Annotated in this window: 10 protein-coding genes; 4 read left to right on the top strand and 6 right to left on the bottom strand. The window is 70.8% G+C overall.

What is annotated here, in order from left to right; all coding sequences use genetic code 11:
• Positions 1–419: 419 nt before the first annotated feature.
• Positions 420–1,772 carry an Nramp family divalent metal transporter gene (locus PKE85_RS12110; RefSeq protein WP_428981351.1) on the top strand — a complete coding sequence of 451 codons (1,353 nt, stop codon included), beginning with the start codon at positions 420–422 and terminating at the stop codon, positions 1,770–1,772.
• Here PKE85_RS12110 and PKE85_RS12105 read toward each other — a convergent pair.
• On the bottom strand, positions 1,759–2,613 hold the full coding sequence (locus PKE85_RS12105; RefSeq protein WP_309299080.1) for a polysaccharide deacetylase family protein: 855 nt from the start codon (positions 2,611–2,613) through the stop codon (positions 1,759–1,761). The genes PKE85_RS12110 and PKE85_RS12105 overlap by 14 nt on opposite strands.
• A gap of 146 nt (positions 2,614–2,759) precedes the next feature.
• A complete protein-coding gene (locus PKE85_RS12100; protein WP_271205016.1) occupies positions 2,760–4,238 on the bottom strand; it encodes a protein adenylyltransferase SelO in 1,479 nt (492 codons plus the stop codon).
• A 178-nt stretch (positions 4,239–4,416) separates the two neighbouring features.
• Between PKE85_RS12100 and PKE85_RS12095 the strand changes: the two genes are divergently transcribed.
• Positions 4,417–5,586: an efflux RND transporter periplasmic adaptor subunit gene (locus PKE85_RS12095; protein WP_271205015.1), complete on the top strand. Its 1,170-nt coding sequence runs from the start codon at positions 4,417–4,419 to the stop codon at positions 5,584–5,586.
• A gap of 13 nt (positions 5,587–5,599) precedes the next feature.
• Entirely contained in the window at positions 5,600–8,776 is a 3,177-nt protein-coding gene (locus PKE85_RS12090; protein WP_271205014.1) for an efflux RND transporter permease subunit, read from the top strand.
• Between the two features lie 268 nt (positions 8,777–9,044).
• Here PKE85_RS12090 and PKE85_RS12085 read toward each other — a convergent pair whose 3' ends face one another.
• Together PKE85_RS12085 and gloB are read right to left on the bottom strand one after the other, a co-directional pair.
• The gene (locus PKE85_RS12085) at positions 9,045–9,482 is read right to left on the bottom strand and encodes a cupin domain-containing protein (RefSeq protein WP_271205013.1); all 438 of its coding nucleotides are present in this window, start codon (positions 9,480–9,482) and stop codon (positions 9,045–9,047) included.
• Complete coding sequence (gene gloB, locus PKE85_RS12080; protein ID WP_271205012.1) at positions 9,479–10,246, bottom strand: hydroxyacylglutathione hydrolase; 768 nt, start codon at positions 10,244–10,246, stop codon at positions 9,479–9,481. Before gloB ends, PKE85_RS12085 begins: the two co-directional genes overlap by 4 nt.
• A gap of 101 nt (positions 10,247–10,347) precedes the next feature.
• Here gloB and PKE85_RS12075 point away from each other — a divergent pair, with 101 nt between their 5' ends.
• On the top strand, positions 10,348–11,505 hold the full coding sequence (locus tag PKE85_RS12075; protein WP_271205011.1) for an AAA family ATPase: 1,158 nt from the start codon (positions 10,348–10,350) through the stop codon (positions 11,503–11,505).
• Between the two features lie 61 nt (positions 11,506–11,566).
• On the opposite strand, the gene PKE85_RS12070 is transcribed toward PKE85_RS12075, so the two are convergent.
• Together PKE85_RS12070 and PKE85_RS12065 are read right to left on the bottom strand one after the other, a co-directional pair.
• Complete coding sequence (locus tag PKE85_RS12070) at positions 11,567–13,693, bottom strand: calcium-binding protein (protein ID WP_271205010.1); 2,127 nt, start codon at positions 13,691–13,693, stop codon at positions 11,567–11,569.
• A 313-nt stretch (positions 13,694–14,006) separates the two neighbouring features.
• Positions 14,007–14,474: M10 family metallopeptidase C-terminal domain-containing protein (locus tag PKE85_RS12065; RefSeq protein WP_271205009.1), on the bottom strand; the 468-nt coding region annotated here is incomplete at its 5' end.

Below are 14,474 nucleotides of genomic sequence, written 5' to 3'. Positions count from 1 at the left end.
AGAATGATGGCCGACATCCGCCTCTCCCCTCCTCTCGAGTCCTGAGAGCCGGTTCGGCGTCAGGCCCGAGCGTGGTCCTCGGGCCTCCACGACGTGAACGTTCAAGAGTTTCCCGGCGAAAAATCGTGAATGCCCGCGCGTTCCGCGCGGTCAGGACGGGAGTCTCAGCCGCACGCTTCCGCCTTGTCCAAACGGGTTCTGACTGTTCCCCGCCGTTCCGGCCGGTCCCCCGCCTGATCTTGGAGCCGGACCTGCAAGCGAGACGGCCCGTCTTGGCCTGCGAACGGCTCCCTCGCCCTTGCCCTGCCCGCTCGGCCCCGCGACGCCGCAGCGCAAAATTGCTTCTGCGAACCACTTGCAATTATCTCCGTTGCGAACGACACTCAAAAGCGTTCCAGACTCCGAGCAAGCGCGGCCCGATGACCCAAGCCTCCGACACGATGCCCGACACGCCCTTCTCCGGCTGGCGGGGGCGCCCCGGCGAGGCTTCGCTCGCGGAGGTCAACGCGTCGGTGCGCGTCGGCGGCCGCTCGCCGCTGAGGCGCTTCCTCGCCTTCTTCGGCCCGGGCTATCTGGTCGCGGTCGGCTACATGGACCCCGGCAACTGGGCGACCTCGCTCGCCGGCGGCTCCCAGTTCGGCTACACGCTGATGGCGGTGGTGGCGCTGTCGAGCCTGATGGCGATCCTGCTGCAGGCGCTGTGCGCGCGGCTCGGCGTCGGCGCGGGCCGCGATCTGGCGCAGGCCTGCCGCGACGCGTTTCCGAAGCCGGTCGCCTTCGTGCTCTGGGTGCTGGCCGAGGCCGCCATCTGCGCCACCGACCTCGCCGAGGTCATCGGCACCGCCATCGGCCTCAACCTGCTGTTCGGCATACCGCTCGAGATCGGCGTGATCATCACCGCGCTCGACGTGTTCCTGGTGCTGATGCTGCAGCGGATCGGCTTCCGCTGGATCGAGGCCTTCGTCATCGGCCTGCTGCTGGTGATCGCCGCCTGTTTCGCGGTCCAGCTCGCCATGGCGGATCCGGACTTCGGGCAGGTGATCCGCGGCCTCGCCCCCACCACGGAGCTGGTGACCAACCCGGCCATGCTCTACATCGCGCTCGGCATCGTGGGCGCGACGGTGATGCCGCACAACCTCTACCTGCACTCCTCGGTGGTGCAGACCCGCGCCTATGGCCGCGACGAGGCGGGCAAGCGCGAGGCGATCCGCTTCGCGACGCTCGACTCCACCGTGGCGCTGTCCTTCGCGTTCCTGATCAACGCCTCGATCCTGATCCTCGCCGCCGCCGCCTTCCACATGAACGGCCGCACCGAGGTGGCGGAGCTCGGCGAGGCGCACACGCTGCTCGGGCCCCTGCTCGGCGGGGCCATGGCGGCCACAGCCTTCGGCGTGGCGCTGCTGTGCTGCGGGCTGAACTCCACCATCACCGCCACGCTCGCGGGGCAGGTGGTGATGGAGGGCTTCCTGCGCATCCGGCTCGCGCCGTGGCTGCGCCGGCTCATCACCCGCGTCATCGCCATCGCGCCCGCCATCGCCGTCACGCTGCTCTATGGCGAAAGCGGCACGGCGAAGCTGCTGGTGCTGAGCCAGGTGGTGCTGAGCCTGCAGCTGCCCTTCGCGGTGATCCCGCTGGTGTGGTTCACCGCCAGCCGGTCCAAGATGGGGGCCTTCGTGGCCCCGCGCTGGATGAGCGCGCTGGCGGCGCTGGTGGCCGCGATCATCGTGGCGCTGAACGTGAAGCTGGTGATCGACTTCCTCAGCGGGGCGTGACGGGCGCCATGGACGGCGCGACGGGCGGGCCGGGCCGAGGCGCTCCCACGGGAAGCTTCGGCGCAGGCCTCGCCGCCACGGCGCGGGGCCAGCCGGCGCCGCCCGGCGTCGGGGCGCCGTCCCTCTCGGTGGCGGGCAGGTCGTTCAGCCGCACGAACCTCGTCCCTTGCGCCTTCAGCGCCCGCACGCCCTCCACCACGCCGGCGCCGGCGGCGCGTTTCGGCTGGTTCATATGGGCGATGATGACGTCGCCGTGGCGGGCGCCCGCGATGCGGCGGGCCACCGTGGCGGCGGGCAGCGAAGCGCCCATGTCGCCGTTGAGCGAAAAGCCCGCGATCCGGTAGCCGTCGGCGCGGATGGCGGCGAGCGCGTCGCGGCTGTAGCGGGCGGTGGCGTCGCGGTACCAGCGCGGCCGGGCGCCGGTGGCGGTCTCGATCGCCCGGGCGCCCCCCTCCACCTCCCGCCGCACCGCTTCCAGCGAGCCGGCGGTGGGAATGCCGAACATGGCCGGCGCGTCGGTGATGGCGGGCACGTGCCGGTCGCCGTGGTTCTCGATCTCGAACAGGTCCGGCCGCGCCCGGATGCGGGCGAAGGCCTCGCCGTTGCCCATCAGCCAGCGGCGGGTGACGAAGACCGTGGCGGGCACGTTGTCGGCGATCAGGGCGTCGAGCACCCGCAGGTCGGTGGCGCCCGAACAGGCGTCGAGCGTCAGCGCCACGGTGCGCGGCCCGGCGGCCGGAACGTCAAGGGTGAGCCGCGGCTCGTACTCCTCGGCCGCGCGCGCGACGGACGGCGCGGCGAGCGCCAAGGCCAGGACGAGAGCGAAACCGGTGCGCATCATATGGCTGAGCCTTGGAGCAACGGCCGCGATCCGGCCGCACGCCGCGCTTTACGCGGCGCCGCGCCATGCCGTCGAGCCCCGCCCGGCGCGGACCTCCGCGACGGCGGCGCATGGCTCGGCGGCGCGCCTTATCGCCCCGTCCCGGATCAGGTGCCGCAGAAGGTGCGGTAGGGGCCGAAACTCTCCGGCGGCGGATCGGCGTAGGCCGCATGGGCCGGGCGGTCCTCGTAAGGCGCGGCGACAGCCGCCAGCAGGTCGCGGAACGGGGCGAAGTCGTCGCGCTCCACCGCCGCCTCGATCATGGCCTCCACCTGATGGTTGCGGGGAATGATCGCGGGGCTGACCCGCCGCATATGGGCCGCGACCTCGCCCGGCGCCCGCCCCTCCGCCGCCAGCCTCGCCCGCCAGCGCGCGAGCCAGCCGTCGAAGCCGGCCGCGTCGGCGAAGCTCGCCCTGAGCGCCGCGTCGCCCTCGGGGCGCTCGGCGGCGCGGGCGAGCCGGCGGAAGGTGAGCGTGTAGTCGGTCCGGTCCCGCGCCATCAGGTCCAGCAGGTCCTGCGCGAGCCTGAGATCCTCCTCTCGCGCCTCCGCAAGGCCGAGCTTGGCGCGCAGGCCGTCGAGATAGGCCACGTTGAACAGCTCGGGATAGCGCTTGAGCGCGCCCCGCGCCTGCTCCAGCGCGGCGTTCGGGTCGGGGTCCATCAGCGGCAGCAGGGACTCGGCGAGCCGCGTCAGGTTCCACTGCCCGATGTTGGGCTGGCTGGCGTAGGCGTAGCGGCCGAACTCGTCGATGGAGCTGAACGACGCCGCCGGATCGTAGGCGTCGAGGAAGGCGCAGGGACCATAGTCGATGGTCTCGCCCGCGACCGACATGTTGTCGGTGTTCATGACGCCATGGACGAAGCCCACCAGCAGCCATTTGGAGATCAGCGCCGCCTGCCGGGCGATCGCCGCCTCCAGCAGCGCGAGATAGGGCCGCTCCGCGTCGCCTGCCTCCGGATAATGCCGGGCGATGGCATGGTCGGCGAGCGCCCTGAGGCCGGACACGTCGCCTCTCGCCGCGAAATACTGGAACGTGCCGACCCGGATGTGGCTCGACGCCACCCGTGTCAGCACCGCGCCCGGCAGCACGCGCTCGCGGATCACCGCCTCGCCGGTCGAAACCGCCGCCAGCGCACGGGTGGTGGGGACGCCCAGCGCGTGCATGGCCTCGCTGACCACGTACTCCCGCAGCACCGGCCCGAGCGCCGCCCGTCCGTCGCCGCGCCGGGAGAAGCGCGTCAGCCCCGCGCCTTTGAGCTGGATGTCGCGCCGCGCGCCGCGGCTGTCGATCACCTCGCCCAGCAGGATGGCGCGGCCGTCGCCGAGCTGGGGCGAGAACCCGCCGAACTGGTGCCCGGCGTAAGCGGCCGCCAGCGGCTCCGCGCCGTCGGGAACCGCGTTGCCGGAGAAGATCTCCGCGCCCTCCGGTCCGTCGAGCGCGTCGGCGTCCAGCCCCAGCTCCGCGGCGAGCGGCCGGTTCAGCGCGATCAGCCGGGGCGTCTCCACCGGCGTCGGCGCCACCTTGTGATGGAACGCGTCCGGCAGCCGGGCATAGGAGTTGTCGAACCGGATGGAGATGGGCAAAACGGCGCCTCGCGGATGCAGAGATCAAGGGACGGCCCTTCAGCTAGGCGCGCCCGGGACCAAGGTCGAGACCCAATGTCGCGTTTCAGCGACGACATCGTGATCTCGTCTTTTCGCGCGATCATCTACTTTCGTATCGGCGCGGCCCCCCGCCCGCGCGAGCTTGGGAGGCTGTCGCATGCGGACGGTTCGCGTCCTCGGAGCGCTCTGCGTCGTGGCTTTGGCGGGGGCGGCCGCCGTCTACGGCCTCGGGCGCGGCGGCTCCTCCACCGCCCAGACCGCGGCCCCTCCCCCGCCGGCGGTGACGGTGGCCACGCCGCTGGTGCGGCAGGTGACCGATTATGACGAGTTCACCGGCCGGTTCGAGCCCACCGCCACCGTCGAGGTGCGCCCGCGGGTGTCGGGCTATCTCACCGAGATCAACTTCACCGACGGCGCGCTGGTGGAGGCGGGACAGGTGCTGTTCGTCATCGACAAGCGCCCCTACCAGACCGCGCTGGCCCAGGCCGAGGCCCAGCTCGCCGGCGCCAGGGCCCAGCTCGCCTTCGCCGAGGCCGACGCCGAGCGCAGCCAGAAGCTCGTCACCAGCTCCAACATCTCGGTCGCGACCCACGAGCAGCGGGTCCAGCAGCGGCAGGCGGCGGACGCGACGCTCAAGGCCGCCGAAGCCGCCGTCGCCCGCGCCCGGCTCGATCTGGAGTTCACCGAGGTGCGCTCGCCGGTGAAGGGCCGCGCCTCCGACCGGCGGATCGACATCGGCAATCTGGTGGTGGGCGACGGCGCCTCCACGGTGCTGACCACCGTGCTCGCCGAAGACCCGCTCTATTTCGTGTTCGACATCTCCGAAGGCGACCTGCTCGCCCGCCAGCGGCAGGTGGGCGGCGCGGCGCGGGCGACCCAGGGGCTGCCGGTCAGCGCCCGCCGGGACGGCGAGGAGGGCTGGCCGCGCCAGGGCGCGCTCGACTTCCTCGACAACCGCCTGCAGACCGGCTCCGGCACCATCCGCGCCCGCGCCACCTTCCAGAACGCCGACGGGGCGCTGACGCCGGGCCAGTTCGGCCGGGTGCGCGCCCCCCGCGGCGAGGCCTACGAGGCGCTGCTGGTGCCCGAGAGCGCCGTGCTCAGCGACCAGATCGAGAAGGTGGTGCGCGTGGTCGACGAGAAGAACGTGGTGCGGCAGCGTCAGGTGCGGCCGGGGCCGGTGCAGCCGGACGGACTGATCGTGATCCGCGACGGACTGGAGAAGACCGACCGCGTGGTGATCAAGGGCCTGATGCAGGCCCGCGTCGGCGCGACCGTGCGGCCCCAGCCGGGCGCCATCGACCCCGCGGCCCCGCCCGCAAGCTGACGAGGCGACGCCGATGCGGCTTGCGCATTTCTGCATCGACCGGCCGATCTTCGCGGTGGTGCTGTCGATCCTGATCACGCTGATCGGCGCGGCGAGCTTCTTCTCGCTGCCGCTGTCGCAATATCCGGAGATCGTGCCGCCGACGGTGGTCATCCGCGCCAACTATCCGGGCGCCTCGGCGCAGGTGGTGAGCGACACGGTGGCGACGCCGATCGAGCAGCAGATCAACGGCGTCGAGGACATGCTCTACATGTCCTCCCAGGCCACCGGCGACGGCCAGCTCACAACCACCGTCACCTTCAAGCTCGGGACCGACCTCGACAAGGCCCAGGTGCTGGTTCAGAACCGGCTGTCGCTGGCCCTGCCGCGCCTGCCGGAATCCGTGTCGCGGCAGGGGCTAACCGTGCGCAAGTCCTCGCCGGACCTGCTGCTCGCCGTGCACATGCGCTCGCCCGACGGCTCCCGCGACCAGCTCTACGTCTCGAACTACGTCAACCTCGCGATCCGCGACCGGCTCGCCCGCATCGAGGGCGTGGGCGACGTGCGCATGCTGGGCGCGCAGGACCTGTCCATGGTGATCTGGCTCGACCCGGACAAGGCGGCGGCGCGCAACCTGACCGCCGGCGAGATCGTGGCGGCGCTCAGGGCCCAGAACGCGCAGATTTCCGCGGGCGTGGTCAACCAGCCGCCCACCGCCACCTCCCGCGCCTACCAGCTCAACGTGGAGGCGCTGGGACGCCTCACCGATCCGGCGCAGTTCGGCGCCATCGTGATCAAGAGCGAGAACGGCCGCGTGACCCGCGTGCGCGACGTGGCGCGGGTGGAGATCGCGAGCCAGACCGTCACCGACCGCACCTACATCAACGACGCGCCGGGCGTCGGCGTCGGCGTGTTCCAGCTTCCGGGCGGCAACGCGCTCGCCACCGCCGACGAAGTGCGGGCCACCATGGCGGAGCTCGCGAAGGATTTCCCGCCGGGGATCGAATACGCCATCAACTTCGACCCCACCCGCTTCGTCTCGGCCTCGGTGCACGCGGTCTACGCCACCATCATCGAGGCGGTGATCCTGGTGGCGCTGGTGGTGCTGCTGTTCCTGCAGCGCTGGCGCGCGGCGATCGTGCCGATCGTGGCGATCCCGGTGTCGCTGGTGGGCACCTTCGCGGCGCTCGCCGCCTTCGGCTACTCGCTCAACACCATCTCCCTGCTCGGACTGGTGCTCGCCATCGGCATCGTGGTCGACGACGCCATCATCGTGGTCGAGAACGTGGAGCGGAACCTGGAGAACGGCCTGACGCCGAAACAGGCCGCCCACGTCACCATGGACGAGGTGGGCGTGGCGCTGATCGCCATCGCGCTGGTGCTGATGGCGGTGTTCGCGCCGTCCGCGCTGATGCCCGGCATTCCGGGCCAGTTCTTCGAGCAGTTCGCCATCACCATCTCGGTCGCGACCCTGATCTCGGCCTTCGTCTCGCTCACTTTGTCGCCGGCGCTCTGCGCCATCCTGCTGAAGCCGCACGCCCATGGCGAGGCGGCGCGGTCGCGGTTCTGGCCGGCGCGGGCGCTGCAGTGGTTCTTCCGCCGCTTCAACCGCGGCTTCGACTGGCTGTCGGACCGCTACGGAAAGCTCACCGCGCGGCTGCTGCGGGTGTCGGCGCTGGCGCTCGCGGCCTATCTCGGGCTGGTGGGCCTCGCCGGCTGGCAGCTCATGCGCGCGCCCACCGGCTTCATTCCCGATCAGGACCAGTCGCTGCTGGTCTCGATCGTGCGCCTGCCGCCGGGCGCGGCGCTGGAGCGCACCGACGCCGTGGTGGTGGAGATCGCCGAGCGGCTGAAGCGGCTCGACGGCGTGCAGGTCGCGGTGTCGAGCAGCGGCATCGACGGCGCCACCGGCTCCAACGCCTCCAACGTGGGCCGCGTCTTCACCGTGCTGCGGCCCCATGAGGAGCGCGCCGCCAAGGGCCTCGATCTGGCGACCATGCGGGCGAAGGTCACCGCCGCGCTCGCCGACATCCAGGACGCGCAGATCGTGACCGTGCTGCCGCCCTCGGTGCGGGGCATCGGCTCCACCGGCGGCTTCAAGATGATGGTGACCAGCGAACGCGGCGCCTCGGCTGAGGAGATCGCGGCGGTCGCGAACGAGCTGGTCGCCGCCGCAAACGCACGGCCGGAGCTGGCGCGCGCGTTCACGCCGTTCGACACCGGCACGCCCAAGATCTTCGCCGACATCGACCGCGTGAAGGCGGAGATGATCGGCGTGCCGGCCGACCGGGTGTTCGAGACGCTCGAGGTCTATCTGGGCTCGGCCTATGTGAACGACTTCAACCTGCTCGGCCGCACCTACCGGGTGGCGGCGCAGGCGGACGGGCCGTTCCGGCAGGACGTGGACGCCATCGGCCGCTACCGCACCCGCAGCGACAGCGGCGAGATGGTGCCGCTGAGTTCGGTCGCGAGCTTCAGCGAGATCACCGGCGCCTACCGCGTGCCGCGCTACAACCTGTTCCAGGCGGCGGAGATTCAAGGCTCCGCGGCTCCCGGCTTCTCGTCCGGAGACGCCATGACCGCCATGGAGCAGGTGGCGGCGGAGACGCTGCCGCCCGGCTTCGGCTTCGAATGGACCGAGCTCAGCCTGCAGGAGAAGCTCGCCGGCAGCGCGGGGCTTTACCTGTTCGCGGCCTCGGTGCTGCTGGTGTTCCTGCTGCTGGCCGCCCAGTACGAGAGCTGGACGCTGCCGCTCGCCATCATCCTGATCGTGCCCATGTGCCTGCTGGCGGCGGTGTCGGGGCTCAATATGCGCGGCATGCCGGTCGACATCCTGGCTCAGGCGGGCTTCGTGGTGCTGATCGGGCTCGCGGCCAAGAACGCGATCCTGATCGTGGAGTTCGCCAAGCAGAACGAGGAGCGCGGACAGGGCCGCGCCCGCGCCGCGATCGAGGCCGCCAAGACCCGCCTGCGGCCGATCCTGATGACCTCGCTCGCCTTCATCCTCGGCGTGCTGCCGCTGGCGCTCGCCACGGGCGCCGGCGCCGAGATGCGCCAGTCGCTCGGAACCTCCGTGTTCTACGGCATGATCGGGGTCACGATCTTCGGCCTGATCTACACGCCGCTGTTCTATGTGGCCTGCCGGGCGCTGGCGCGGGACAAGCTCGCCGAAGGCGCCACGCCCGAGGGCAAGCTCGCCCCGGCGGAGTGACGTGGCGTCGAGGAGCGGCTGAGGCGCTCGATCCAGGCGGTCAGGCCCGGGCTTGCGTCATCACTGTCCGGCCCCGCACAGCTTGATCGTGACGCCATTCTCCCCCTCACCCGGCCCTTCGGGCCGACCTCTCGCCGCCGGGGAGAGGTCGGCCCGAAGGGCCGGGTGAGGGGGAGCGATGAGCCCAGCAAAGACCGCGCGATCGACAGAACGCCAGACCGGACACCTGTGGGACACGCTCGAGCCTGACGGCTTGCTCCGAGCGTCGTCAGGCGCCCGCGGGCGCCCAGCCGGGCGGGGCCAGCTCGAAGCCGGCGAAGTCGAAGGCGGGGGCCACCGTGCAGCCCACAAGCGTCCAGTCGCCCAGCGTGCGCCCCGCCTGCCACCAGCCTTCCGGCACGACCGCCTGCGGCCGCTCGCCAGCGGCGAGATCGACGCCGAGGCGGAGGCGCTCCACGCCCTCGCCCGTGGACAGGCCAAGCTCCAGCGGAGCGCCGGCGTAGTGGTGCCAGGTCTCCACCGCGTCCACCCGGTGCCAGTGCGACGACTGGCCGGCCTTCAGCAGGAAATAGATGCAGGTGGAGCGGGAGCGGCCGGCGGCGTCCGTCGCGGGATCGCGGAACGTCTCCCGGTAGAAGCCGCCTTCCGGGTGCGGCTCCAGTCCCAGCAGCGCGACGATCCCGTCCGCGTCGAGGGCGGCCGTCATCCCCGGTTCTTCCGCTCGCGCAGCGCCGCGAAGATCGCGGCCGGATCGCCGCCCGCGAGGCCCAGCGCCGCCGCCACCCGGTCCTCGCCTGCGCGCAGGAACAGGTTGGTGGCCCGCTCCGCGCCGATGGTGCTCGGCACGGTGGGCTCGCCCGCCGCGCGCTTGCGCTCGATCTGGGCGAGCCGGGAGGCGACGGCGGAATCCTCCGGCAGCACGCCCGCCGAGAACCTGGCGTTGGAGAGCGTGTACTCGTGGCCGCACCACACCCGCGTCTCCGCCGGCAGCGCCGCGAGCTTCGACAGCGAGCGCCACATGGCCTCCGGCGTGTCCTCGAACAGCCGGCCGCAGCCCATGACGAACAGGGTGTCGCCGGCGAACAGCCAGCCCTCGCGGGGCTCGTGATAGACGATGTGGCCCCTGGTGTGGCCGGGCGTCGCGATCACCTCGAACCGCCACGGCCCCGCCTCCGCCACGTCGCCCTCGGCGAGCTGGACGTCGAGGCCCGGAATGGCGTCCGCTTCCGCCTTCGGGCCGAACACCTGCGGGTGAAAACGCTCGATCAGGGCCGGCAGGCCGTCGATGTGGTCGGCGTGCTTGTGGGTGATGAGCACATGGGTCAGCGCCCAGCCGCGGGCGTCCAGCGCCTCCAGAATCGGCCCCGCCTCCGGCGCGTCCACCAGGACCACGGCGTTCGACGCGGAATCGGCCAGCAGCACGGCGTAGTTGTCGCTGAGGCAGGGAATGAGGACGATCTCGGCGGACATGCGCGCTCCGGGCTCTCGATGGGGCCGAGAGGCTAGCGGCGGGGACCGGCGGGTCAAGGGCGGGCGCTGACGGCGCGCCGCCGACGGGCTACAACCTCGTCATGATCACCCGCCTCTGCGTCTCCGGTTACCGCTCCTTACGCGACCTCAGGCTCACGCTCGGCCCGCTGAACGTGGTCAGCGGCGCCAACGGCGCCGGCAAGTCCAGCCTCTATCGGGCGCTGCGCCTGCTGGCGGAGGTGGCGCAGGGGCGCGCCGTGGCCTCGCTCGCGGCGGAGGGCGGGCTTGCCTCCACGCTCTGGGCGGGGCCGGAACTGTTCGCCGCGGCGGTGAAGCGGGGCGAGGTCCCGGTGCAGGGCCTTTCCAAGCGGCAGAAGACGGTCGGCCTGCGGCTGGGATTCGCCGGCGACGATTACGGCTACGCCATCGATCTCGGCCTGCCGCAGCCGGACGCGGGCTCCTGTTTCAACGCCGATCCGGAGATCAAGGCCGAGGCCATGTGGACCGGCGACCGGCTCGGCCGCGCCAGCGCCTTCGCGCTCCGGGCCGGGCCGTCGGCGCGGGTGCGCGACCGGGAGGGCGCCTGGCGGCAGGCCCTGACCACGCTCGCCCCCTTCGACAGCATGATGACCCACTGCGCCGATCCCGATCAGGGCTTCGAACTGCTGGCGATGCGCGAACGGATGCGGGCGTGGCGGTTCTACGACCATCTGCGCGCCGACCGCGACGCCCCCGCCCGCCGGCCGCAGGTGGGCGTGCGCACGCTGGCGCTGGCCTCCGACGGGGCGGATCTGGCGGCCGCCGTCCAGACCATCCGCGAGATCGGCGACGACCGGGCCTTCGACGACGCCGTCGCCGACGCCTTTCCGGGCTCCGCGGTCGAGATCGACATCCGCGACGGCTATTTCGAGCTGGCCATGGCCCAGCACGGCCTGCTGCGGCCGCTGAAGGCCGCCGAGCTCTCGGACGGCACGCTGCGCTACCTGCTGCTGGCGGCCGCTCTGCTCACGCCCCGGCCGCCGCAGCTTATGGTGCTGAACGAACCGGAATCGAGCCTGCATCCCGATCTGCTGGCGCCGCTCGGCCGCCTGATCGCCCGCGCCTCGGAACGCTCGCAGATCATCGTGGTCTCCCACGCGGACGCGCTCGCCCGATCGCTGCGCCAGGAAGGCGCGGAGAGCGTCGCGCTGCGCAAGGCGCTGGGCGAAACGCTGGCCGACGGCCAGGAGGCGTTTTCGTGGACATGGCCGGAGCGCTGACGCGCCCATAACCGCGCGGACGACGGGCGCGGCCGAGACCGCGCCCGTCGTCCGCGCAACCTTACGACACGAAGATGTCGGACGCCGACAGCGTCGGGTTCGAGGTGAGCGTCGCGATCTTGATCGCGGCGATGGAGCCGGTCCCGTCCGCGTCGTAGAGCAGCGAGCCCGACGCGCCGTCATAGATCAGGCGGTCGGCGGCGTCCGCCGCCGCCGTTCCCAGATGGAACGCGCTCGCCGCCAGCGCTCCCGCCGCAAGCCCTGTGAACACCGCGCCGTCGAAATCGAGCCGGTCGACGCCGTGCTCGAAGTCCGCGACCGTGTCGGCTTGCGCCGCGCCCGTCGGAATGTCCGAGAACCGGAAGGTGTCGGCGCCCTGTCCGCCACGCAGCACGTCCGCCCCGGCGCCGCCGTTCAGGATGTCGTCGCCCCGGCCGCCGTTCAGCTCGTCCGCGCCCTCATAGCCCCTCAGCTTGTCGTCGCCGTCACCGCCGAACAGGATGTCGACGTTTTTCGTGCCGGTGACGTTCAGAGCGGCGGAGGACGTGTTGAAGATGAAGTCCGACGCCGTCAGCAGATCGATCGGGATGTCCTTCACCAGGATCGACTCGCGCAGGCCGTGCCAGCCGAGCGTGATCAGCGTTCCGCCGGGCGTGTCGGTCATGTAGGGCTTCAGCGTGTCGAAGTCGCCGACGTTCAGCTTCGCGACCGAGATGCGCTCTCCCGCCTCGAAATCGTCAATCACGTTACGGCCCAAGGCACGATCGAAAACGACGAACGTGTCCACGCCCGCGCCGCCGCGCAGGATGTTTTCGCCGGACGACATGTAGAGCGTGTCGTTCCCCGCGCCGCCGTTGAGCTCGCCGCCGCCGCCATACAGTGTGTCGTCGCCCCTGCCGCCGAACAGGACGTCGCCGCGGCCGGCGCCGCGCACGTTCAGCGCTGCGGTCGAAGCGTTGAAGATGAAGTCCGACGCCGTCAGCGAAGCCGCCGACACGCCCTTGATCAGGATCGACTCCGCGGCGTTCTCCCAGCCCAGCGTGATCTTCGCGCCGTCCGCCGTGTCGGAGATGTAGGGCTTCAGCTGGTCAAAGCCGCCGACGTTCAGATAGGTGAGGGATATACGGTCGCGCGCGCCGAAGTCGTCGATCACGTCGACGCCGAAGCCACGCTCGCGGTAGGAGAAGATGTCCGCTCCGGTCCCTCCGCGCAGCAGATCATCGCCCGCGCCGCCAACCAGGATGTCGTTGCCGGCGCCGCCGTTGAGATCGTCATGGCCCTTGAGGCCGAGCAGCGTGTCTTTGCCGTTGCCGCCGAACAGCACATCCCGGGCGTTGGTCCCCTCGACGGTCAGCGGCGAGACCGACGTGTTGAAGATGAAGTCCGACGCCTTCAGCGAGGCGGACGGAACGCCGTCGATCCGGATCGTCTCGCTGTAGCCGTTCCAGCTCAGCGAAATGCGCGTGCCGCCTTCCGGCGTGTCCGTGAAATAGGACTTCAGCGTGTCGAAGTCGCTGACGCCGAGATAGGTCAGCGAGATGCGGTCGCCGGAGCCGAAGTCGAGGATCGCGTCATTGCCGAAGCCGCGCTCGCGGTAGGAGAAGATGTCTTTGCCGGCCCCGCCGCGCAGGAAGTCGACGCCGGCGCCTCCGACAAGGATGTCATTGCCGGCGCCACCGTTCAGCTCGTCCCGGCCGCCAAGACCGAACAGCGTGTCGTTGCCGGCGCCGCCGAAGACCACGTCGTCTCCCGCCGTGCCCGTGACGGTGAGCGCGGCCTTCGACGTGTTGAAGATGAAGTCCGTGGCCTTCAGCGCGTTCGCCGACACGCCGCTGATCAGGATCGACTCGTTGTAACCAAACCACCGCAGCGAAATCCTGGCGCCGTCCGCCGTGTTGGTGATGTAGGGCATCAGATCGTTGAAACCGCCGATGCCCAAATAGGTCAGCGAGATGCGATCGCCGGCGCTGAAGTCGCCGATCACGTCGTCGCCGAAACCCCGTTCGCGGTACGAGAAGATGTCCCGATCCGCGCCGCCCAGCAGCTGATCGTCGCCGCGGCCGCCGATCAGCGTGTCGTTTCCGCGGCCGCCGACCAGCTTGTCATCGCCGCCGAGACCGCTGAGGGTGTCCGCGCCGCGGGTGCCGATCAACGTCTCCGGATCGTTCGTTCCCGTCCTCGTCGCCATCGCCTTCCATCCTGTAAAATTCCAACCTTGCCGGCGCGAGCCGTCAGGAATGATTTATTTCGCGACGCGCTGGCGGTGTCTACGTAAAATACTTCACCCAAATTCATAAGGCGTAACAATCAAACCCTCTTTGCTCAAGACGGCCCGCCATTTATACGAACGCTCACCGTTTTAGGAGGCGGACACACGTTTACCGGCTCGAGAAACAAATGAACGTCCGCCTGAACAGGCCGGGCATCCAGCCCTGCGCCCCATGTCGGCCTGGGCCGACATGGGGCGCACTCCCGAGGCTCGCGCGAGCCCGATCGGCCCCTTACGACACGAAGATGTCGGACGCCGACAGCGTCGGGTGCGAGCTCAGCTCCGCGATCTTGATCGCGGCGATGGAGCCGGTCCCGTCCGCGTCATAGAACAGCGAGCCCGATGACTTGTGGTAGATGAGCCGATCCGACGAGTCCGACGCCGCGGCGCCCAGATGGAACGCGCTCGACGACAGCGTCCCTTCCGCAAGCGCCGTGAAGGCGGCGCTGTCGAGCTCGATCCGGTCCACGCCATGCGCGAAGTCGACGATGGTGTCGAAGCTGGAGCTTGACGTAGGCTTGTCCACGAACCGGAACGTGTCCGCGCCCAGTCCGCCGCGAAGGATGTCGGCGCCGCTTCCGCCGATCAGCGTGTCGTCACCCCGGCCGCCGTTCAGCTCGTCGTTGCCGCCAAGCCCGCTCAGCGTGTCGTTGCCGTTGCCGCCGAACAGCACGTCGCCGCTGTAGGTCGTCCCCGTCAC

It is taken from the genome of Methylopila jiangsuensis, assembly GCF_027922305.1.
Lineage (GTDB): Bacteria > Pseudomonadota > Alphaproteobacteria > Rhizobiales > Methylopilaceae > Methylopila > Methylopila jiangsuensis.
Note: the sequence above shows the minus strand (reverse complement) of the source record. Positions and strands in the feature narration are given on the sequence as shown.

Excerpts from the sequence above, each read along its gene's own strand:
- gloB (WP_271205012.1), bottom strand. The coding sequence starts at position 10,246 with ATGTCCGCCGAGATCGTCCTCATTCCCTGCCTCAGCGACAACTACGCC.
- PKE85_RS12090 (WP_271205014.1), top strand. The coding sequence starts at position 5,600 with ATGCGGCTTGCGCATTTCTGCATCGACCGGCCGATCTTCGCGGTGGTG.
- PKE85_RS12085 (WP_271205013.1), bottom strand. The coding sequence starts at position 9,482 with ATGACGGCCGCCCTCGACGCGGACGGGATCGTCGCGCTGCTGGGACTG.
- PKE85_RS12105 (WP_309299080.1), bottom strand. The coding sequence starts at position 2,613 with ATGATGCGCACCGGTTTCGCTCTCGTCCTGGCCTTGGCGCTCGCCGCG.
- PKE85_RS12070 (WP_271205010.1), bottom strand. The coding sequence starts at position 13,693 with ATGGCGACGAGGACGGGAACGAACGATCCGGAGACGTTGATCGGCACC.
- PKE85_RS12075 (WP_271205011.1), top strand. The coding sequence starts at position 10,348 with ATGATCACCCGCCTCTGCGTCTCCGGTTACCGCTCCTTACGCGACCTC.
- PKE85_RS12095 (WP_271205015.1), top strand. The coding sequence starts at position 4,417 with ATGCGGACGGTTCGCGTCCTCGGAGCGCTCTGCGTCGTGGCTTTGGCG.
- PKE85_RS12110 (WP_428981351.1), top strand. The coding sequence starts at position 420 with ATGACCCAAGCCTCCGACACGATGCCCGACACGCCCTTCTCCGGCTGG.